The following is a 21,350-nucleotide window of genomic DNA, read 5'->3' as shown; positions in this document are numbered from 1 at the left end:
TAATGCTCGCCAACCTTTAAGAATAAGTGGTTTGTGGTCGTATAGGTGGTGGCGAGCTAGTTGGTAGTTCTAATACGCATAAAAAAGCTGACAACTAGGCCAGCCTTTTAGGTTGGATGTTATACTCGAGTCTCTAGCTCCTGAGTCGGAAATGAGAACGGTGGCACCGCCGTAAGCCTTGGTCTTCCGGCTTAGCTGTCTACGTGGCTGTAGATCGGCTGAAGCCGAAACAGCCACTGTGCGTCAGCTATGCTCCTTCACCGTTATTTCCGACTCAGGAGCTAGAGACTCTTTTTGGGCTTGTGGGGACGGATATGGTGCTGGGATTTTTTCTTAGTGGTGAGGCTCCGTAAACGCGTTCGGTGTAGCAGGGCTTATGAAATTAGATGGTTTTTCTACAGCCTTTGCAAGGCTTTCGTAAAATCCCCTAAATTTCTACAGCCCTAATCGCTACCCCTCTCGCTCTGTCTTAAACGCGTTCGCTTCGGCATACCCTTGGGATTTAGATAAATTCCCTACAGCCTTTGCAAGGCTTCCGTGGAATTTCCTAAAATCCTGTCGGGTATAAACGCCCAAGCTCTCGCTCTGATTTTAAACGCGTTCGGTGTAGCAGGGCTTATGAAATTAGATGGATTTTCTACAGCCTTTGCAAGGCTTCCGTAAAATCCCCTAAATTTCTACAGCCCTAATCGCTACCCCTCTCGCTCTGTCTTAAACGCGTTCGGGCTCCTAGCTATTCGGGATTTAGATAAATTTTTCTCCAGTGTCTTTGACACTTCCGTAAAAATTTCCTAAAATCCTGTCATAGCTGGGCAGTCGCCCTCACGCTCTATTTGATTTCTTCCCAGCTTGTGATTTCTCCTGTGTAGATTTCTTTTACTTGTTCTAGGGTTAGGCTTTCTATGCCGTTTGCTTTGTTTACGACTAGGGCGATTCCGTCTAGGGCGATGGCGTCTGAGTTTAGGGCTGCTTTTTCTGAGTCTTTTAATTCTCTTGATGCCATTCCGATGTCAGCTGTGCCTTCCATAGCTGCGGTCATGCCTGCTGATGATCCATTAGATGTGATGTCAATAGTCACGTCTGGGTTCAATTTACGGTAAGCTTCTGCGAATTTTTCCATTAGTGGGGAAACAGAGGTTGACCCTACGACAGAGATTTTTCCGCTTTTACCTGATGCGGTGTATTCTGCGCCATCTACTTTGGCTTCAACATATTTGTTGGCAACAGCGATTTCTTGCCCTTGTTTTGAGTGGATAAAGTCCACAAAGTCTTTAGCAACTTCCTTCAATTCACCTTTCCAAGCGATGTTAAATGGACGTTGTAATTTGTAGGTTTTGTCTAATACAGTGGCTGAAGTCGGTTCAACACCTTCGATTGGGACTGCTCTAACCGTATCATTCAATGAACCTAGGGAAATGTAGCCGATAGCGAATTTATCTCCGGCTACGGTTGACAAGACGCCTTCTGTTCCGTTTTGGATAACAGCTGTTTTAGTTGTTTTGTCAGTTTCTTTGTCGCCTTCTTTGGTTAAAACACCAGTAATTTCTACAAATGCTCCACGTGTTCCTGAGCCATCTTCACGAGAAACAACGCCAATATCTCCTGTTAGACTTGTTGGAGTTGTTGCTGTTGATGATGTTGATGATGATTCTCCTGCATTGTTTCCACATGCGACTAAGGTCAAGCCTGCTACGACCGAGAAAAGTACTTTAGGCAACTTCGAAAATTTCATAATGTTTTATACCACCCTTTTTGGAAGATTTAATGTTTTCTTACATCTTCATCTTAACAAGCCTTTGTAAATTTCAAATACAGGTTATTGTAAAGATTATGTAAAGACGACCAGAAACTCTGAAAATTTTCAAAGTTCCTGATCGTTTGCATTCGTTTCATTTCGTATGGGTAGGTGGATAGTAAAGGTTGATCCTTTGCCTAAATGGCTGTCAACACTAATGCTAGCTCCCATGGAGTGGGCCAGGTTTTTCACAATAGATAGCCCTAAGCCTGTCCCACCAGTATTGCTGCTTCGGGCCTTGTCCACTCGGTAAAAGCGCTCGAATATCCTCTCTAAATCTTTTTCGGGAATGCCAATCCCTGTGTCCTTAATGGCAATATGGATACCCTCTGCGTCTTGGCTCAAGCTGGTTGTCACCGTGCCACCCTCATCGGTGTAGTTGATGGCATTGGTCATGAGGTTAGAAATAATCTGCCCCAAACGTTGCTTATCCCCTTTATAAGACTGGCTCTGCGCCCCATCAATAACCCAACGCAGCTTTTTGTCTCTAGCCCGGCTAATAACCAAGTCCGAGTGTTCTTGAATCAACTCCCGTACATCAAAGACTTCTGATTTAAGCGGCGCTGCTTTTTGTTCTAGCTTAGACAATTGCAAGATATCGTTAATCAATCGGTCTAAGCGCACGCTTTCCTTGTGGATAATGCCCAAGAACTTCCTCAGCAACTCTGGATCATCCATAGCGCCATCCAACAAAGTCTCCGAAAAGCCTTGTAGCGCCGTCACTGGAGTCCGCAATTCATGCGACGCATTAGCTACAAATTCGGAACGCACTTTTTCTAGTCGCCGGATTTCCGAAATATCATAGAGCAAGACAATGACTTGGTCTAGTTGTCCTTCTTCGTTAATGACAGGAATCACATTGACATCAATGATTTTCTCTTGGGGGTAATACATATAGATTTCTGAATGTTGCATCTGCAAACTGTCGTAAGCTAGGTCAATCAGTTGCAGTAAGCCATAACTTCTAGACAGATCAATATAGCGTCTGCCCTCTAGACCATCCATATCGGCAAAAAAACTTTGTGAAGCTGGATTGGTCAAGGTAATGACCCCCTTTTTGTCCAAGAGGAACACCCCAATAATCAAGTGATCCACCAGTGCCGCCAGCTTTTCTTCATCCATGTGCAGCTGTTGGGTTTTGCGTTGCAGTTTTGTGGCTAGCGAATTTATCTTGCCGCCCAATTCATCCTCTTTGGCGTACTTGGCACCATAATACCTGGCACTATAGCGACTATTAGCCAAATCATCAATCACCTTAAGAATCTCGGAAACGGGTTGGTTGCCCGACTCAATCAGGTAATAAGCCACCCCAAAAACCACCATGAGGATGGTCAAAAGAATAATCAAGAGCTCTCTGAGAGAAATCTCCTCAATAGTAACCGGAACAAACTGCAAGAAGATAATAGCCAGCATCAAGCCCACAACAACAGCCGTTGCTACCGCAATAATCCTTCTAGGAATTAATCTCATCTTGAGGCACCTCGAATTTGTAACCAAACCCTCTTACCGTCTTGATATAGTCCGGTTTCTTAGTATTGACTTCAATTTTTTCACGTAAATGACCAATATGCACATCCACAATCCTAGTCTCGCCACTATAATCAAAATTCCAAACCGCATCCAAGAGACGTTCTCGGCTCAGTGTACGGTCTTGGCGCTTGACCATATAGACCAATAGCTCAAACTCTTTTGGCGTCAGGTCAATCAAGTCCTGTCCAACCAAAACCTCATACCGTTCTGGGTAAATGGTTAATTTGCCAGCCTGTAAGACCTCTTCCTCTTGACCTAGGTCTGCATCTGGTGACGTTGCCTCTGTGGCTTTTACCTGCTTGGCTTCACTCTTGTCATAGCGTCTGAGAATGGCCTTCATGCGTGCCAACACCTCTCTTGGGCTAAAGGGCTTGATCATATAATCATCCGCCCCTAATTCCAGACCAATAATCTTATCAAACTCATCATCCTTAGCCGTCAAAATCAAAACCGGCGTATCCACATGTTCTTGCCTCAGTCGTTTGCAGACCTCAATCCCATCCAACTTAGGCATCATCAAATCCAAAATAATAAAGTCATAGGCATTGTTCAAGGCCAAGTCCAAACCCGCTTGCCCGTCTTGCGCTTGGTCCACTTGATAGCCTTCTTTTTCTAAGTTAAACAGCAAAAGAGTTAAAATACTCTGTTCATCATCAACAATTAAGACTTTTTTCACGTCAAACCCTCCTCAAACAAAAAAGACTATGATACATCTATAATGTACCATAGTCATAAAAAATCCACTACTGATTACGTCTTATTTCTGTTTACGAATCATGTCCAGCGGTTTGACTGGTTGATCCACTTTCATCTTACAAATCATCATAGCATGTGGTGCCACGTCAATCTCTTGACCATCTTCATCCCACAGCTCATCCAAGGTCTGCTCAAAATGACGCATACCCGGTCCATAGAACTCAATAGTGTCGTGCTTGCTGAAGTTATTGCGTTGTTGTACAGTAGCAATCTGGGTTTCTGGGTCATAGTCTAGAACTTGACCGATAAAACCATAACGTGGAATCTTACGTCTCACCCCAAACAGCTGCTCTTCTTCGGTAGGAATGTGGTAGTAGAACCCAGTCGCCAATTCACGTTGGGCAACCTTCCACAACTCATCCACCCACTCCTCTTTTAATACATAATTTTCCGGATCCTCACAATAGCTATCCACCGCTGCCCGGTAGACATTTGCCACCGTTGACACGTAATGGATGGACTTCATCCGGCCCTCAATCTTCAAGCTATCAATCCCGGCTTCCACAAGGTCTGGAATATGATGAATCATAGACAAATCCACCGCGCTCATAGAAAAAGGTTCATCAATCCCCTCTTCACCAGCCCCAACAGGCGAGTGTTCCCCGGCAAATGGCATATCAAAGAGACCATACTTCCAGCGACAAGATTGGGCACAGCCACCACGGTTAGCATCTCGATGAGACATGTGGTTGGATAGAACACAGCGCCCTGAATAAGAAATACACATAGCCCCATGAATAAAGGCTTCAATCTCTACGTCCACATTCTCATTCATTTCCTGAATTTCTTCCAGAGAGACTTCACGTGCTAAGACGACACGCTCCAGACCCTCATCTTTCCAGAAATTCAAGGTTTGGTAGTTGGTTGCTGAAGCCTGAGTAGACAAATGGATTGGCAAACCGGGTGCTTGGCTCACACAAATATCCATCAAGGCAGCATCTGAGATTAAAACCGCATCGACACCAATATCGCGAATGGAACGGAAAAAGTCTCCAGCACCATGTTCGTCTCCCTCATGCGTCACCATGTTAGCCGCCACATAGACCTTAGCTCCATGTTCATGGGCAAAGTCAACCGCTTCTTGCATTTCAGTGTAATCAAAATTCCCCGCACGACTACGCAAGCCGTACGCTTCTCCACCAATATAACAGGCATCTGCCCCATAAAGGATGGCGGTCTTCATCTTTTCCAAAGTACCACCAGGAGCAAGCACTTCTGGTTTTTTGCGTTTGGTTTCAGTTTCATTACTTACTTGTTTTTCTAGTTCTTCTGTTTTCATATTCAAGCTCCTCTCTCCCTTATTTGACAATGCTTGGGTCTAGCAAATAGAACCCTGTATCCAACTCACGAACTGGTGGATGCAACTGTCTGACTTGTTCTTCTAAGGCTAGTCCATCTTCTTGGCTCCATTTGCCGGCTTGGATGGCGTCTCGTGCTTTGGCGAATAGGCTAGCAATGTCGACAAAGTTCTGACCGGGCGAAAAGATGCCCTCCAGCTTCCATTGAGCAACCTTCATGCCCTCTAGCTCGTCTAGGTGTGCCGCTAAAAGCACGTCATTGGAGGCAAAGATATGCGTACCGTTACGGTCTTCATAGATAGAATAGTGGGTCTCGTCCTTCTTGGGTTCGGACAAGAAGAGCCCCCTATCCTTAGTGACAGAGTCGTCTTTTTCAATAAAATTATAATAGTTCTGCAAAAGAGGGCGTCTGGATTGATGAATACAGGTTGCGCCATAGACCAAGACCTCCACTGGTACCATAGACTCCGCCGCCAGAATCTCCAGCGACTGACGCGGAACTTCCCGTGCCACAACCGCCGCAACTGCCCCACGATTAGCCCAGAAATTGATTTGTTTACTGCTAGTCACAACGACTTGTGCATCATAGCGGTAGGGAATAAAGAGTGCCGGATTCTTCATAATCTGCACCACCCCCGGGTCTCCCACCGTAATGGTATCCACACCAATTTCTTTTAAAAACGCCAAGTATTCTGGCACCAAATCAATGCCATCATTATGAAAGATAGCATTAACCGCTACCGATACCTTCTTACCATAGGCGTGTGCTAGGTCAGTCAGTTCTTTCTGTTCTTGTCTAGTAAAGGATGTTGGCAAACGTAGCCCAAACTGGTCCTCCCCGAAGTAAAGGCAGTCCATCCCTACTTTCAATAATTCTTCTGCTTGTTGGATGGATTCAACTGTTGCAATCAGTTCGATCATTCCAAAGCCCCCTTAACTGTGAATTTGATTCATGTACTACCTAAAGAAGAATATCACAAAACTGGGTAAAAATCGAGTGGGGAAATGGAAATTTTGGCTTAGTTACAGAGTCCCCTTATTAAGAATGAAGCTAAGCAAATTAAGGCAAAGGATTACAAAACAATCTGTTTAAATTCATTTTTCAATATAACTAAAACTTGAAACATCAAAAAGCATGTCTAACCCTTGATATACCTAAGTTTTACGCCATAAAAATAGCATGAACCTCTCCAGCTTGGTAAAATAGAGTTGTTCAAAAACCATCTACCAAGGATTGTTCATGCCATATCCATTATACCATCAAATTATTCAAATAAGGACGATATTTCGTCATCCATCGATCATTTTTTCAAACGCTTTAATGTATCAGCTATTGCCAGAAAATCGAATGCACAAAAATCAAAAGGCTTTCGTTTTCTTCAACTGGGATGGGGTGATGGCAATAGCTTTTTGCCTGTTTCTTTTACCCTATTGTCTTCCAGTAAAAAAGTACAAGCAGTAAAGAAAATGGATATTTGTACAACCAAATTGATACAATGAAATTAAGGGTGTAAAGACAGATATAAAGGCGTTTGTGGGACTAGCGACAACTAGGGTTTCTTGATTTCAGGGGTATCTTGTTCGGAATTTAGAGAATTCAGCTTTGAAAAATCACCCCCTGTGATAGAAAATTTTACCCTCTCTGAAAAACGAGGTTGCAAGGACGACTTGAATATATGTAACTTTCGTGCTAAAATGTATCTATCATTTTAGCACGAAAGTTGGTGGTGTTTATGACTAATAAGGATAAAATTTTAGAAATAGCAAAAAAGAATAATGGTGTGGTGCTGACAAGTCAAGTCACCGAAGCAAAAATTCCTAGAGCAGTATTGATTAATATGGTAAATGAAGAAGTTCTGTTCCCTGTTCAGCGTGGTATTTACGTGACGGATGAAGGTTATGTAGATGATTTTTATTTGCTTCAAGCAAGATTTCCAAAGGGGATATTTTCACATGAAACAACTCTTTATCTTCAGGGATTTTCAGATAGAGCACCTATAATTCCGACAATGACGTTTAGATATGGAACATCAACTTCTCGGATGAAAGGTGAAATAAGACCTGTCATTGTATCTTCTGATTTTGAACTAGGTAAGATTGAGATTGAAAAAAATGGCTCAATGCTGATGGTCTACGATGTAGAGAGAACATTGGTTGACATGTTGAAGCCAAGATACGATACAGATTTTGAGCAGTTTATACCTGCTATTAAACGTTATGCAGTGTCTAAAAATAAAGACATCAATAAGTTATTTAGGTATGCACAGCATTTCGGCTTAGAGGTTGAAATGCAGAAATATATCGGAGGGTTACTATGACGTTTATACGATTTCCAAACTAAGATGGGATGAAATTAATTTCACGACTCTAGCCACTGCCTTAAAGAATACGATGGCTAAGCGGGAGTCGAAGTTCCAACTTGATAATTATTCTGCCATCATGGAGCAAATCAAGAATTCACAAATTCAGCAACAATTATGGGAAAAGTATCAGCGTGAGTACAACTATGCTAAAGGCTTGTATTTTGATGAAGTTGTGGATTCGGTGCTGAAGGTTGTGGACCAAATCATTTAATAATGAGAGAGTAAAGATGCTGATTGAGTTAGCACTAATGTGGTTGCGAAACTTGGAAAGGATAAACCAGTATCAATGGTATCATTAGTAAAAAATTCTGAAGTACTAGGCGCTTATTTTGGAGATATTGTCAGACTATAAGAAATAACAAAGCGTTTGATCATACAAACAGCGTGTAGCTTGATGTCAGATAAGACGTGAAACTTAGGTACACCAAGGTTTCGGGACGCTTTTTTTGTTTCAAATTTTAGCCATAGACTTGTAGTGCTGCAACAAAAAAAGCCCCAACCATTACAGCAGGAGCTTTCTCATTTCTATTCTCCAACCTCAAGATGTCTTCCATGGATGCCTTTTTCGCGTTGGATGTCTTTTAATTTTTCTGGTGTGACGTCTGTACCTTCTGGGTCGATAACTTTGATGCTTTCAATTTGCCTTTCATCGCCATACGGAAGATGCGCATGACTCTTCTCTTAGCTCTTTTGAAGTTCGATTTCTTGTGGGCGTAAGTCTTCTGTATATAGCTTCATCTTGAGAATCATTATTTTGTTTTTGTATCCCTCTAGGCAGTCGTTATGGGGCTGGGCAAAAAGCTCCTATATTAAAGTGTAGTAATAATACGACATTCCGATCAACACCAAAATATATAAGATAGTATAATAAAAATATAACCTTTTTTGAACATTAGCTAAAACATTTGTAACCAATGCTACAGTAGGGATTAAAAAGACACCTAGTTTAGAATCGATATATATTTGCTTAGGCCCATCATGCATAATAGGTATTTGAACTGGAAGTTTTCCAAGAAAAACTACAGCTACTAGATACATAATGGCTATTATTAACAAATTTATGTAAAAATACTTTTTAGTAGCCTTATCGTTTAAGTCAAGTTTCATATTTAAATAGTCTCTTAACATTTAGCATACTCCTTATCATTTCGAGTTAAACGCATGTTATATGGCGTATTTGCAATCGGTATTATTGCTGAATAGTCAAATTTAGCTCTAGTATATAGCATATTTAAACGAAATACCAACAAGAATAAAAAATGAACGTTATAAAACTTTCTAATCAATAATACCACCTTCAAATAGTCAATAGCGTCTCCGACTCCAGAGCTGGGCTAGTGACTCACACTACAATAAACAAAAAAGCCCCCACCATTTGGCGGGTGCTCGTAAGAAAGTAATTCGCTCAAAATTACACTTACGGCATCTGTCAGAAGGGATTGGGTAAATGAAATATGCTGGACATGGTTAAAATCAACCGTGTCCAGCATATTTTTTTGCCTATTTGCGTTTTCTTTTCCTTTTCCCGTTTCCATGGGTCATGTTGGTTTTCCCCCGCTGGTTAAAAGAGGATTTCAGGTGTTTGGACAGCTTCAAGACCTCGATGATATTGACAAACTGCTCCATCGTGATCGCATCATAGTCAATACCAAAGGTTGCGAGGAAAATGCGGGCCTGTTTTTCACCGTCGCTGCCTTTGTAGTTCATGGCTTCCTGCAAACTCTGCTGCACATCCAGCGCCGGAGAATGGCTGTCCGCAGTAGTTACATCATCTTGATGGGCTTCCCGAATATCCCGAAGGATCAGCTTCAAATCGCCAGAAATAACATGGCCGAAATATTCGTCCTCTTGCACTTGCGCAAGTTCCAGCGTCCGCAGGTACAGATCATTTTCCGTTTCTCCCTGCTGCATCAGTACCATTTGGCGGACGGCTTGCAGTACGGCGTTCATATCGTTAATCCGCATATCTGCGATCCGATCCACATAAATCTCCGCATCCAGCATCATTTTCTGGAAATCATGGTGACAGAGAATTTCCGACAGCAGCCGGGGGTTGAATTTCCCGGCTTTCAGAACATCAATCGCATCATCACTCAGATGCAGAGCACTCAACTCTGTGTCTGAGTGATTTTTTTGTTCTGACACACCCAACAGATAGTCCGTAGTCACATGATAAAACTTTGCCAGCGTGACGATGGCAAAAGGGCTGATGTCTTTATAATCATCATTCTCGTATTTGCCGAGCGCAGATTTGGAAAGCCCGGTCTGGTCGGCCAGCTGTTCCAAGGTAAGTCCGTGTTCCACCCGCAAATCCTTCAATTTTTCCTGAATCGTTAAGGTCGTATTCATGCCAAGCCTCCCCGCTGCTCCATTTCTTTTATTATAACACAGCTTGTCCATAAGCGTGGAAACACCTGCTTTTTCAGAGCCTTTTCCATCCTTTTGGATATACGGGAATGGCCATGTTTTTTCGCTAAAATGTACTTGTCACCAGACATTGCAGCTTGAAAAATACATGACCGTCCGAATGGGATATGCCGGTTGGCGAAGCAGCGCCAGAACCAGCCTCGGGACAATTTGTCCCGAAGCTGCGAGCGTGCCAAGGCCGGGGATACGCCGGGGTGAGATTCCCGGGCAGGAACGGCATTCGGGAAAAACGGCGCTTAAAAACACAGGCAAAAAATCAATCAATGTGAAATCAGCGAACAAACTGCAATTTTAGTATTGCTAACCACACCAACGAGCGTTGCACCGCACAGCGTACACAGTACAGCGTTCCGTGTGGATATTCGCTGTTTGGCTTGATTTCACACAAACCAGCAAAACGGGAAAGCGGGTGCTGTGAACAGGGCATCACAAGCAAAAATTCCAGTTTTAAAATGAGTTTTACCAAAACAATGCTTTGTAGCAAATGGAATTTATCACGGAATAGATTCTGTTCGCCGCAGAGCCAACAAAACAGGAGGACTTTTCTATGAGCAATCACGAGAATTACAGGAACGAGATCAAAGCCTACATTGTCAGGGCTGGCATGACCATGAGCGAGGTAGTGGAGGTTTTGGCTGACGAATACGGATGGAGCAGCAGCGTCCCCAACCTGTCCGGGAAATTAAAGCGTGGTTCTTTACGCTATGGCGAGGCGGTGGAGTTGGCGGATGTGCTGGGGTACGACATTGTGTGGCAGAAACGGAGGAAATAAGATCGAGCAGAAAATTTATGGGTACATCCGTGTTTCCACCAGAGAGCAAAATGAAGATCGTCAGGTCATTGCCCTCCGGGAAGTGGGCGTACCTGAGAGAAATGTTTATATCGACAAACAATCCGGCAAGGATTTCAAGCGTCCGCAGTACAAGAAACTGCTGCGAAAAATGAAAAAAGACGATCTGCTCTATATCAAGAGCATTGACCGTCTGGGACGCAATTACGCCGAAATATTGGAGCAATGGCGCTTTCTCACAAAGGAAAAAGGCATTGACATTGTGGTGCTGGATATGCCGCTTTTGGATACACGGAGAGGCAAGGATTTGCTGGGAACCTTCCTCAGCGACATTGTGCTGCAAGTGCTGTCCTTTGTGGCAGAAAACGAGCACACCAACATCCGTCAGCGGCAGGCTGAAGGAATCGCAGCGGCAAAAGCCAAGGGCATTCGGTTTGGGCGGCCACCCAAACCGCTGCCCGAGAATTTCCATTCTGTCTACCAGCGTTGGAAAATGGGAGAAATCACCGGGACGGCAGCAGCAAAGGAATGTGGGATGCCCCTTGCTACCTTTCGTTACCGGGCAGAGATTTACGAAAAAGCCAAGTTGTTGTAAAGGGGGTGTTTTTACAGGAATGTGTACCTTTCTGTAAGGAAAACATGATCAGTTTTTTGTTCGCTGATTTGTGGGACTTTTCGCCAAAACAGTATGGAAAATCTTGTAGACCCATGATATAATAAATTTATATAAACTTTTGCGCCTTTTACAGAAAGGTACACAATCATGTAGGTAAGAAACAACGATTTTGTAGGGAGGAATTGAGATGTCAAAAGCAAGTAAAATGGTGACTTGCAAACATTGCGGAACTGAAATTGCTGCAAGCGCCAAGGTATGTCCGAAATGTGGAGGAAAGAACAAGAAGCCGATTTATAAGCGTCCGTGGTTTATTGCTTTGATTGTAATTATCATAATCGGTGCAATCGGTAGTGCTGGCGGAGACAAAACGTCTAATGAAGCTGGAAATAATGATACCCAAGTGACCACATCTGAAAATACCAACAGTACACAGCCGGAATCTGAAACTCCGGAGATCACTTATACAGCATATGAAGTCTCTGAGCTGATGGATGATCTTAACGGAAACGCACTAAAGGCAGCAGAGAAATATAAAGACCAGTATGTGGAGTTAACTGGTCGTCTGAATGTTATTGATAGCAGTGGTAAATATATCTCTATTGTTCCAACTGATGATGAGTTTGCCATCATGGGGGTTCAGTGCTATATCAAGACCGAGGAACAAAAAGCTGCTGTCATGGAAATGTCTATTGGCGACACTTTGGTGGTCAAAGGCAAAATCAAGGACGTTGGAGAAGTTTTGGGTTATTCTCTTGACATTGATGAAGTAGTCAAAGCAGCAAACTAAATTCAATGTGGCACAACGCTATTAACCTGAGTTAACTAAAATATCCCTTGGTAACAAGGGCGCACTTCTATACAGGGTAAACCCTGTATGCGTGCGCTCTGCGAGGCAGACAGCCCGGACGATGGAAGTCCGGGCTGTTTTGCGTCACTGCGTTTCGTACAAGGGGCTGCACCCCTTGCGCCGCTTATGCGGCTATCCCTGCCCGCTTTGGATGGGAAACAATCTGTTTGTACAGACAGTTTCCCATCCAAAGCCTGAAACGCAACACGCAAATTTTACCGCTTGTCCGAAAGGCAGGCGGTATTTTTTATCTGCAAATAAAGGAGGAATCTACAATGCCAACAACCGAAAATCTGAAACAGGAGATCGCAGACGCAGAAAAGAAGCTGGCGCAGGAGCGCAGCAGGCTCCAGCGGCTGCAAAACCGGAAATCCTATTATGAGAAGGGAGACAGGAAGAAACGGGCGCACCGCCTCATTACCAGAGGGGCTGCCGTGGAGAGCATTGCACCGCTGTCAAAGGTTTTGAGCGAAACGGAGTTCTATACTTTCATGGAAAAGGTTTTTACCTTGCCGGAAGTCAGGGCTTTGTTAATGAAGGCAGTCAATACACACAATCAGGCAAGCCAGAAAGGAAAGGGATAAGTATCGCACTATTTCACTTCCATGTTACCCAGATAAAACGCAGCGCAGGGCAATCCGCTGTTGCGTCCGCTGCTTACCGATCCGGCGAAAAGCTGCACAGCGAGTATTACGGAGAGGACAGCGACTACACCCGGAAAGGCGGTGTGCTCTGTTCTGAAATTCTGCTGCCGCCCCACACTCCGCCTTCTTTCGCAGACCGTCAAACCCTGTGGAACGAGGTGGAAAAGGCGGAGCGGGGCAGGAAAGCCCAGCTTGCATACAGTTTTGACATTGCCTTGCAGAACGAGTTTTCCATGCAGGAGAACATCGACCTTGCAAGGCAATTTTTATTGGAGCAGTTTGTGAGCCGGGGTATGGTGGTGGATTTCTCCGTTCACGCCCCCGACAAGGGGGACGGCGGCATTGCCAACCCGCATTTTCATGTCATGTGTCCCATCCGTCCCCTGCTGCCGGATGGGACATGGGGCAACAAGCAGCGGCGGGAATATCTCCTGGATGAAAACGAGGAGCGCATCCGGGATGAAGCAGGAAATTATGTGTTCAACGCTGTCCCCACCACGGACTGGGGTAAACCGGAAACGCTGGAACATTGGCGGGAACAGTGGGCGGCAATGTGCAATGCCCGATTTGCCGGGAAAGGGCTGGAATGCCGCATCGACCACCGCAGCTACGAGCGTCAGGGCGTGGAGCAGCTGCCTACTGTCCATGAGGGTCCGGCGATCCGCCAGATGGAGGCCAGAGGCATCCGCACCGATAAGGGCGATTTCAACCGCTGGGTCAAAACGACCAATGCGTTGATCGGCAAGCTGAAAAAGAAAATTACGGCGCTGTTTGACTGGCTGAAAGAAGCGCATGAGGAACTGAACAAACCGCAAGCCCCCAATCTGGCGCAGCTGCTCAGCGAGTATTACACCAACCGCAACACAGGAGCATGGAGCCGGAAAGCGAAGATCGGAAATCTCAAAGAGTTCAATGAGATTTGCAATTATCTCATGCAGAACAATTTGACAACGCCGGAACAGTTGCAGGAGCGTGTATCTGCGTTGAGTGACCGCATTGACACTTTGAAGAGTACCCTGTCTGGCAAATCTGACCGCATGAAGGAGTTAGACGAGCTTCTCCGCATGGTACAGTTTTACGCTGACGGAAAACCTGTTGCAGACAAGCTGGCATCCATCAAGTGGAAAGGCAGGCGTGAGCAATTCATGTCTGAAAATGAAAATGTGCTCCGCCTGTATCACATGGCAGAGCGCAAATTAAAGCCGTATTTTAAGGGCGGAAAATTGCCGGTCACAGCATGGCGCAAAGAGCATGACCGTCTGGAACAGGAATACAAGACGGCGCAAACGGAACTTTCGCCCATCTATGCGGAGGTGAAAAAACTTTTGCAGATCAAATACAAGGTAGAACAGGTCGTTTGTGCGCGGGAAAATCCCGAGCAGAACCGCAGGAAACAGCATCAGATCGACCATTAAGGAGGACTTCAAACATGGAACTCAACTGGAAAGAGGACAATAACCTCGTAAGGAAACTTGCCAAAATACTTCTCGGAGATACGCTGCCCAATGGTGAGCCTGTAAGTTCGTTCATATTGCTTGATGATACTTCACGGGCTGAATTGCAGCGGTGGGCAAATATGAGTGATGCAGAATTTACAGCCGCACAACTCAGCGGTGATTCCATCCGCATTGATGTGGATGATGTCATCAAACAACTGGAAGAAAAATACGCCCTTAATCCACAACTGCTCGATGATTTATTTTCTGGTATTGATGCAGATGATTTGGATATTTGGGAAGAAATCAGTCAATGGGAAGATTCTGACCATGACGAACCAACGGAATATTTTTTCTCCAATCCTGACCCCTATTTCAAACCCGAACCGCTGCCGCCTGACCGCCCCAAACACAATTTCTGGTTTGACGAGACTGGACATATCCGTGTGAAAAATCCATCTGCTTTCTGGCTGCCGGAGTTCACTTTACAGCGTGAGATCGGCGGCACAATTTACACCATCACGGGCAGCTATGACGGGACAGAAACGCTGGACAGAAAGATGGAGCGCATTCTGACTGAAAAGTTTACAGAAAAGACGGAGGATGATAAATGACAAATACCGGGAATCTTGGTACAATAGAAGCAACCAATCCTGTACTGACAGTTGCCCCTTTGAAGGAGGATACAGAAATGTTACGGGCAACTGATAAAATCACCGCACTCTATTGCCGCCTCTCCCAAGAGGATGCAAACGAGGGCGACAGTAATTCCATCACCAATCAAAAGGACATCCTGCTCCGATATGCAAAAGAGCACCGTTTCCCGAATCCAACATTTTTTGTGGATGACGGATACAGCGGCACAAACTATGACCGTCCCGGATTTCAGCAGATGCTGTCAGAAATTGAGGCGGGGAAAGTGGCTGTTGTGCTGTCGAAAGACCTGTCCCGTCTGGGGCGAAATTCCTCGCTGACGGGCTTGTATATTAACTTCACTTTTCCGAAATATGGTGTGCGCTATATCGCCATCAACGACCACTTTGACACCATTGACCCCAACAGCACCGACAACGATGTTGCAGGAATCAAAAACTGGTTCAATGAGTTTTTTGCCAAGGATACCAGCCGCAAAATCCGTGCGGTACAGAAGGCCAAGGGCGAGCAGGGCATTCCACTGACAACCAATGTCCCCTTTGGCTACCGCAAAGACCCGGAGGATCGAACAAAGTGGGTCGTGGACGAAGCAGCCGCTCCTGTGGTCAAGCGCATCTTCAATCTGTGTATGGAAGGCCGGGGGCCGATGCAGATCGCCAAACTCTTGCAGGCGGAACAGGTGCTCAATCCTACTGCCTATAAGCGGAGAGAAGGCATTAACACCCCAAGCCCTGAAACCGCTGATCCGTACCACTGGAACCCCAATACCGTTGTTCACATTTTGGAACGGCGGGAATACACGGGCTGTACGGTTAACTTCAAGACCTACACCAACTCCATCTGGGACAAGAAGCAGCGGGAAACACCCATTGAGAAGCGGGCGGTATTCTACAACACCCATCCGGCTATCATTGAGCAGGAAGTCTTTGACAAGGTGCAGGAGATCCGCAAGCAGCGCCACCGAAGGACAAAAACCGGAAAGAGCAGTCTGTTCTCCGGCATGGTTTACTGCGCTGACTGCGGGGCCAAAATGCGCTACTGCACCACCAACTACTTTGAGAAGCGGCAAGACCATTTTGTATGTGCCAGCTACCGCAGCAACACGGGAACCTGTTCAGCTCACTTCATCCGGGCGGTTGTACTGGAAGAATTGGTCTGGATGCACATGAAAACGGTTATCTCCTATGTAACCCGGCATGAAGCCCATTTTCGGACAGTAATGGAGCATAGACTCCGGCTGTCCAGCGAAGAAGCTGTCCGGGGACACAAGAAGCGTCTGGCACAGGCAGAACGCCGTCTTGGGGAACTTGACCGGCTGTTCATCCGTATCTATGAGGATAATGTGGCCGGGAAACTCTCTGATGAACGGTTTGCACTGATGAGCAAGACCTATGAGGACGAGCAGGCGCAGCTTAAAGTGGAAATCCAGACCTTGCAGCAGGAAATCGAAGTACAGGAACGACAGATTGAAAATTTGGAGCAGTTCATCCAGCGGGTACACAAATACGAGGATTTGCAGGAAATGACCCCCTACGCCTTGCGGGAGCTTGTCAAAGGCATCTACATCGAAGCGCCTGACAAGAGCAGCGGGAAGCGCAGACAGGGCATCCGCATCTCCTATGACCTTGTGGGCTTTATCCCCGTGGAAGAACTGATGAAACAGGAAACGGCATGACCGAAGCCATGCCGTTCCTGCAAAAAGCAATATTACTTTCTTATGACCCCCGGCCATTACAGCAGGGGCTTTCTCATTTCTATTCTCCAACCTCAAGATGTCTTCCGTGGATGCCTTTTTCGCGTTGGATGTCTTTTAATTTTTCTGGTGTGACGTCTGTGCCTTCTGGGTCGATGACCTTGATGCCTTCAATTTGACCTTTCATCGCCATGCGGAAGATACGCATGTACTCTTCTCTTAGCTCTTTTTGAAGTTCGATTTCTTCTGGGCGTAAGCCTTCTGTTCTTTTTTTATGTGATAGGTGTCTAATTTCTCTTAATACACTTTCCATTTCCATGTTTTATTCCTCTTTTCCTTTAGCTGCTAGGGCTGAGTCTCCTTTGCAGGTACTTTCAAAGCTGGCTAGCAGGTCGTGTAATTCTTGTTTTTGGTCGCAGGTCAACCCTCTTAGCGAGTGCTCCATGAGTTGGTGTTGCTGCGGGATTAGCTGGCACATGAGGTCTTGCCCCTCTTGGCTCAGCGATAAATACTTGGTTTTCCATTCTTTTTGGAAGGTGATATAACCCAACTCCTCCAATTTATGGATGCAATGGGTAATATTTCCCTGTGTTAGATTTAGTGTTGTCGCAACTGTTTTTTGGTCAATTGGTTGTTGGTTTCGAATGAGGTGCATGACTTCAAACTGGGTCGGGTTGAGCCCAACTTCTTTCAAACTCATAGTAAATGACTTGATATTTTCATTATAGACCTTCATAACCATCATCCAAATTTGGTGCGAAATATTTGTTTTGTCTCGGTATTCCCTTGATTCTATCATATTTTTCAAGCCTCCCTGCTTGTAACGATGGTGGTTTACAGTTATTACTTTACTAGTAAATCGATAACTTGTCAAGTATTTGCTTTAAGCTTAAAGTGATAGCGCTTGACCTACTTGTGAAAATTGGGTATACTGGTCTTATAAAATTAAATAGGCTATGAAATACAAAGGGGTGCCATCTAAGGATGGCTGAGACAATTATGAACTCTTGGAACCTGATACGTTAATGCGTGCGTAGGGATTGTATTCTAACATCTTTTTTGGTGTCTCTTCTTTTCATTGTCTGCAATAAAGGAAGGGGTATTTTTTATGTCAAAAAATCTTACAGTTTGGTTGGAGGCTGCTATTATGGGCGCCTTAGCTTCTGTTTTATCGTTAATCCCATTAGGTGTTGGCTGGTTTTCCGTCTCAGTCGGTAGTATTGCCTTGGTGGTTTATGCCTTAAGAAGGGGGTTCATTCCCGGTTTAGTGGCTGGTTTAATCTGGGGGCTCATGCATTTTGCATTGGGTAACGTCTATTACCTAAGCGTTCCCCAAGTCTTGATTGAGTATGTCCTAGCTTTTATGTCTGTTGGTTTCGCTGGGTTGTTATCAGCACCATTTCTAGCAGCTATTCGCAGAAAGCAAACTGGGCAAGCCTTTTTCTACGCGGTTATGGCGACTGTGCTGGGGATTGGGATTCGGTATATCTGGCACTATATCGCTGGGTTCCTCTTCTGGGGCAGCTACGCACCTGAGGGCCAATCGCCTTATCTTTATTCCCTAATTGTAAATGGTTCTGCTGGACTGATGACAGGCGCTTTTGTAATTGTCTTGTTGTTCTTGCTTATCCAGACTGGACCGAAAATCTTTTTGGTTGGGAATAATAAATAAAAAGACTTTCTGAATCACAAAAGAGTTTCCGAAAAAAGAATCCGAAATGAGAACGGTGGCACCGCCGTTAGCCTTGGTCTCACGGCTTAGCTGTCTACGTATCTGTAATCGACTAAAGTCGACACAGCTACTGTGCGTCAGCTATGCTTTGCACCGTTATTTCGGATTTTTTTTTCGGAAACTCTTTTGTTTTAGTGGCTAGGATGACTTTTTAACCAGTCCTAATATGCTCAAATTCTTTCTTTTTATATAGGTATTTGAAGATAAGTAAGAAAGAAACTTAATTTTGGAAATGTAAACAAATTGTAGGTTCATGATTCGTTTCTATTTAATAGTAGAAACGACCTTTCTAATCAATAAACCCTATTTTAGGAATTATTAGTCATCACAGCTACTATCTTTTTAGCCACCAACGAGTCTCCACTTCCTGAGACGGAAATGAGAACGGTGGCACCGCCGGAAGCCTTGATCTTCCGGCTTAGCTGTCTACGTGGCTGTAAAGGGGCTGGGCAAAAAGTCCAAATGGTAACCAAATAAAAGAGTTCCCCAGAAATTTATTCGAAATAACGGTGTAAAGCATAGCTGACGCACAGTGGATGTTTCGGCTTCAGCCGATTTACAGCCACGTAGACAGCTAAGCCGGTGAGACCTTGGCTCACGGCGGTGCCACCGTTCCCGTTTCGAATAAATTTCTGGGAAACTCTTTTATGATTTAGAATTTTTTTATTTTATTACAGACTTTTTGCTCAGCCCCAACACCCACTGTGCGTCAGCTATGCTAATTCACCGTTATTTCCGCCTCAGAAAGTGGAGACTCGTATAAACATAAAGAAAGCCCGCTAAAGTTCAGCGGGCTCATTTTCATGTAACAGATTAAGCTTTCTTTTGGCTAGATAAAGTGATGTTTAGAAGAACTGCTCCTAGCACACCGCCGATAACCCATGCTAGTAGATACATCCAAGGGTTGGACACTGCGCCGACTAGTACAGCGAAAATACCTCCGTGAGGAACCTTGCTGACAGCACCGAACGCCATACTTAAAGCACCTGCCACACCAGCTGACAATGCCAATGGTGGAATAACGCGTAGCGGATTAGCCGCTGCAAATGGGATAGCTCCTTCAGTGATGAAAGCCGCACCCATAACGTAGTTGACGTAAGCACTATTGCGCTCTTCTTCATTCCACAAATTGCGGTTAATGGTTGCTGCGATAGCAATGGCTAGAGGTGGCACCATACCACCTACCATAACAGCTGCCATCACGTTTGATCCAGCACCATTTGACGCGGTTACTAGGGCTGTTCCTGTGACGTATGCTGCTTTGTTGATTGGGCCACCCATGTCGATGGACATCATGGCGCCGACGACGAAGCCTAAGACGATGGTCCATTCGGTTGGGATACTATTGATGGAGTCCATGAGCCATTGCATAACGGCTCCCATTGGTCCGTTGACGATGAAGAGCATGATGAAGGCCATGATAGCAACCCCGAAGACTGGGAATAGGAAGATTGGTTTGAGGCCTTCAAGGGATTTTGGTAGCCATGAGAAAGCTTTCTTCAGGAACCAAACAATTCCGCCTGCTAGGAAACCGGCGATTAAAGCACCAAGAAAACCTGAAGAAACAAAGTTTTCAAAGAGTCCAGAGCCGCCAGGAAAATCAGATAAAACACCTGGGTTAGCAAAGATACCACCCATGAAACCAATAACCAAACCAGGACGGTCAGCCAGGGATTGACCGATAAAACCAGCCAACATTGGCAGCATCATGGCAAAAGCTAATTTACCGGTTGTCATAAAGAATTGTGCCATTGGGTTGTAGGTTGGGTCTTCTGGGTTGAAGGAATTGATCCCCCAGATAAAGGAAAGGGCAATCAGAATCCCACCAGCAACCACGAAAGGTAGCATATGAGAAACACCGTTCATTAGATGTTTGTAGAATTTACGTCCAAGACTTTCTTCGCCTTGATCTTCTTCGACCGCAAGACCAGCATCAGCCGCATGGAAGATTGGCGCATCAGCTTTTGTGGCACGCTCCACCAATTCTGCCGCTTTATTAATACCGTCAGAAACCTTAGTGATTAGAACCGGTTTCCCGTCAAATCGAGCCATTTCTACGTTTTTGTCTGCGGCAACGATAACGGCTGTGGCTTTTTGGATATCTGCCTTAGTAAGTTTGTTGCCGATACCGGTTTGGCCGTTGGTTTCTACTTTTATAGCTACGCCAGCTGCTTTAGCGGCTTGTTTCAACTTTTCTTCTGCCATGTAGGTATGAGCAATACCAGTTGGACAAGCTGTTACGGCTAGGATATAGGTATCGTCTTGGCTTGGGAGTGGTTCAGTAGCTACTTGACCTTTTTCTTCTTTCTCTTCTTCTGGTTCTTCATAGGTTTTGAAGATGTCCACGACTTGCTCTGGGCTTGTAGCGGCAAGAAGAGCCACTTTAGCTTCTGGTTTCATCAAAACGGAGGACAATTTTGCCAAGGCTTTCAGGTGTTCGCCACCACCAGCAGGAGCTGCAATCATAAAGAAGAGTTTGGCAGGCTGGTTGTCGAATGAATCCCAGTCAATCCCATCATGGCTACGCCCAAAAATGATAGAGGCTTGCTTGATAGATTCAGCTTGAGCATGCGGAATAGCAATCTCATCACCCACACCGGTTGTGGATTGAGCTTCTCTTGCTTCTAGGGCTTTGATGTAGTCATCCACGTCAGTCAAGCCACCACTTTGGGCAAAACGATTGGCTAAGTAGGCCAGGGTTTCGGATTTTGTCATTGGGGCTAGATCGAGGTCCATGGCATCTGTTACGAATAATTCTGATAATTTCAT

21 protein-coding genes, 1 pseudogene and 1 riboswitch are annotated in these 21,350 nt (G+C 45.0%); of the genes and pseudogenes, 11 read left to right on the top strand and 11 right to left on the bottom strand.

What is annotated here, in order from left to right:
* Nucleotides 1–829 precede the first annotated feature (829 nt).
* The 5 genes from NPA36_RS09290 to NPA36_RS09270 form a co-directional block, all read right to left on the bottom strand.
* On the bottom strand, nucleotides 830–1,732 hold the full coding sequence (locus tag NPA36_RS09290) for a substrate-binding domain-containing protein (RefSeq protein WP_256945846.1): 903 nt from the start codon (nucleotides 1,730–1,732) through the stop codon (nucleotides 830–832).
* Between the two features lie 129 nt (nucleotides 1,733–1,861).
* Nucleotides 1,862–3,265, bottom strand: coding sequence for a two-component system histidine kinase PnpS (pnpS, locus tag NPA36_RS09285; RefSeq protein ID WP_256945845.1), 1,404 nt, complete (start codon nucleotides 3,263–3,265; stop codon nucleotides 1,862–1,864).
* A complete protein-coding gene (locus NPA36_RS09280) occupies nucleotides 3,249–4,001 on the bottom strand; it encodes a response regulator transcription factor (RefSeq protein ID WP_256945844.1) in 753 nt (250 codons plus the stop codon). Before NPA36_RS09280 ends, pnpS begins: the two co-directional genes overlap by 17 nt.
* Before the next feature lie 81 nt (nucleotides 4,002–4,082).
* Entirely contained in the window at nucleotides 4,083–5,360 is a 1,278-nt protein-coding gene (locus tag NPA36_RS09275; RefSeq protein ID WP_256945843.1) for a peptidase U32 family protein, read from the bottom strand.
* A 19-nt stretch (nucleotides 5,361–5,379) separates the two neighbouring features.
* Nucleotides 5,380–6,300 (bottom strand): peptidase U32 family protein, encoded by a 921-nt coding sequence (locus NPA36_RS09270; RefSeq protein WP_256945842.1) that lies wholly within the window; start codon nucleotides 6,298–6,300, stop codon nucleotides 5,380–5,382.
* 288 nt (nucleotides 6,301–6,588) lie between these two features.
* Between NPA36_RS09270 and NPA36_RS09265 the strand changes: the two genes are divergently transcribed.
* From NPA36_RS09265 to NPA36_RS09255, 3 genes are all read left to right on the top strand, one after another.
* On the top strand, nucleotides 6,589–6,879 hold the full coding sequence (locus NPA36_RS09265; RefSeq protein ID WP_256945841.1) for a hypothetical protein: 291 nt from the start codon (nucleotides 6,589–6,591) through the stop codon (nucleotides 6,877–6,879).
* 233 nt (nucleotides 6,880–7,112) lie between these two features.
* Complete coding sequence (locus NPA36_RS09260) at nucleotides 7,113–7,697, top strand: type IV toxin-antitoxin system AbiEi family antitoxin domain-containing protein (RefSeq protein WP_256945840.1); 585 nt, start codon at nucleotides 7,113–7,115, stop codon at nucleotides 7,695–7,697.
* Entirely contained in the window at nucleotides 7,663–7,953 is a 291-nt protein-coding gene (locus tag NPA36_RS09255; RefSeq protein WP_256945839.1) for a hypothetical protein, read from the top strand. The genes NPA36_RS09260 and NPA36_RS09255 overlap by 35 nt, the downstream gene beginning before the upstream one ends.
* Before the next feature lie 314 nt (nucleotides 7,954–8,267).
* On the opposite strand, the pseudogene NPA36_RS09250 reads toward NPA36_RS09255, so the two are convergent.
* The 3 genes and pseudogenes from NPA36_RS09250 to NPA36_RS09240 all read right to left on the bottom strand — a co-directional run.
* Nucleotides 8,268–8,381: pseudogene (locus NPA36_RS09250) on the bottom strand (DUF896 domain-containing protein); the annotation flags it as partial.
* Between the two features lie 165 nt (nucleotides 8,382–8,546).
* Nucleotides 8,547–8,870 (bottom strand): SdpI family protein, encoded by a 324-nt coding sequence (locus NPA36_RS09245; RefSeq protein WP_256945838.1) that lies wholly within the window; start codon nucleotides 8,868–8,870, stop codon nucleotides 8,547–8,549.
* Between the two features lie 372 nt (nucleotides 8,871–9,242).
* A complete protein-coding gene (locus tag NPA36_RS09240) occupies nucleotides 9,243–10,091 on the bottom strand; it encodes a helix-turn-helix domain-containing protein (RefSeq protein WP_256945837.1) in 849 nt (282 codons plus the stop codon).
* Between the two features lie 625 nt (nucleotides 10,092–10,716).
* On the opposite strand from NPA36_RS09240, the gene NPA36_RS09235 reads away from it, so the two are divergent.
* The 7 genes from NPA36_RS09235 (at nucleotide 10,717) to NPA36_RS09205 (ending at nucleotide 16,831) form a co-directional block, all read left to right on the top strand.
* Entirely contained in the window at nucleotides 10,717–10,941 is a 225-nt protein-coding gene (locus tag NPA36_RS09235; protein ID WP_101691721.1) for a phosphoribosylglycinamide formyltransferase, read from the top strand.
* Nucleotides 10,898–11,554, top strand: coding sequence for a recombinase family protein (locus tag NPA36_RS09230; protein WP_076917708.1), 657 nt, complete (start codon nucleotides 10,898–10,900; stop codon nucleotides 11,552–11,554). The genes NPA36_RS09235 and NPA36_RS09230 overlap by 44 nt, the downstream gene beginning before the upstream one ends.
* Nucleotides 11,555–11,762: 208 nt before the next feature.
* Nucleotides 11,763–12,362 (top strand): zinc ribbon domain-containing protein, encoded by a 600-nt coding sequence (locus tag NPA36_RS09225; protein WP_101691720.1) that lies wholly within the window; start codon nucleotides 11,763–11,765, stop codon nucleotides 12,360–12,362.
* Between the two features lie 335 nt (nucleotides 12,363–12,697).
* Complete coding sequence (locus NPA36_RS09220; protein ID WP_256945836.1) at nucleotides 12,698–13,006, top strand: DUF3847 domain-containing protein; 309 nt, start codon at nucleotides 12,698–12,700, stop codon at nucleotides 13,004–13,006.
* Nucleotides 13,003–14,481, top strand: coding sequence for a MobQ family relaxase (mobQ, locus tag NPA36_RS09215; protein WP_328516872.1), 1,479 nt, complete (start codon nucleotides 13,003–13,005; stop codon nucleotides 14,479–14,481). The genes NPA36_RS09220 and mobQ overlap by 4 nt, the downstream gene beginning before the upstream one ends.
* 14 nt (nucleotides 14,482–14,495) lie before the next feature.
* On the top strand, nucleotides 14,496–15,116 hold the full coding sequence (locus NPA36_RS09210) for a hypothetical protein (RefSeq protein ID WP_256945835.1): 621 nt from the start codon (nucleotides 14,496–14,498) through the stop codon (nucleotides 15,114–15,116).
* Nucleotides 15,113–16,831 carry a recombinase family protein gene (locus NPA36_RS09205; protein ID WP_256945834.1) on the top strand — a complete coding sequence of 573 codons (1,719 nt, stop codon included), beginning with the start codon at nucleotides 15,113–15,115 and terminating at the stop codon, nucleotides 16,829–16,831. The genes NPA36_RS09210 and NPA36_RS09205 overlap by 4 nt, the downstream gene beginning before the upstream one ends.
* Nucleotides 16,832–16,910: 79 nt before the next feature.
* Here the strand turns inward: NPA36_RS09205 and NPA36_RS09200 are convergent, their stop codons facing one another.
* Nucleotides 16,911–17,168 carry a DUF896 domain-containing protein gene (locus tag NPA36_RS09200; protein ID WP_256945833.1) on the bottom strand — a complete coding sequence of 86 codons (258 nt, stop codon included), beginning with the start codon at nucleotides 17,166–17,168 and terminating at the stop codon, nucleotides 16,911–16,913.
* Between the two features lie 3 nt (nucleotides 17,169–17,171).
* The gene (locus NPA36_RS09195; protein ID WP_256945832.1) at nucleotides 17,172–17,648 is read right to left on the bottom strand and encodes a MarR family winged helix-turn-helix transcriptional regulator; all 477 of its coding nucleotides are present in this window, start codon (nucleotides 17,646–17,648) and stop codon (nucleotides 17,172–17,174) included.
* A gap of 158 nt (nucleotides 17,649–17,806) precedes the next feature.
* A riboswitch (TPP riboswitch) is annotated at nucleotides 17,807–17,906 on the top strand.
* Nucleotides 17,907–17,957: 51 nt separating this feature from the next.
* Here NPA36_RS09195 and thiT point away from each other — a divergent pair.
* Nucleotides 17,958–18,521, top strand: a complete 564-nt coding sequence (thiT, locus tag NPA36_RS09190) for an energy-coupled thiamine transporter ThiT (protein ID WP_256945831.1) — start codon at nucleotides 17,958–17,960, stop codon at nucleotides 18,519–18,521.
* An 873-nt stretch (nucleotides 18,522–19,394) separates the two neighbouring features.
* Here the strand turns inward: thiT and NPA36_RS09185 are convergent.
* Nucleotides 19,395–21,350 (bottom strand): PTS fructose transporter subunit IIABC, encoded by a 1,956-nt coding sequence (locus NPA36_RS09185; protein WP_256945830.1) that lies wholly within the window; start codon nucleotides 21,348–21,350, stop codon nucleotides 19,395–19,397.

This window comes from Granulicatella seriolae, from assembly GCF_024543085.1.
GTDB classification, from domain to species: Bacteria; Bacillota; Bacilli; order Lactobacillales; family Aerococcaceae; genus Granulicatella; species Granulicatella seriolae.
The sequence above is the reverse complement of the archived record's forward strand: the minus strand, read 5'-3'. Positions and strand labels throughout refer to the sequence as shown.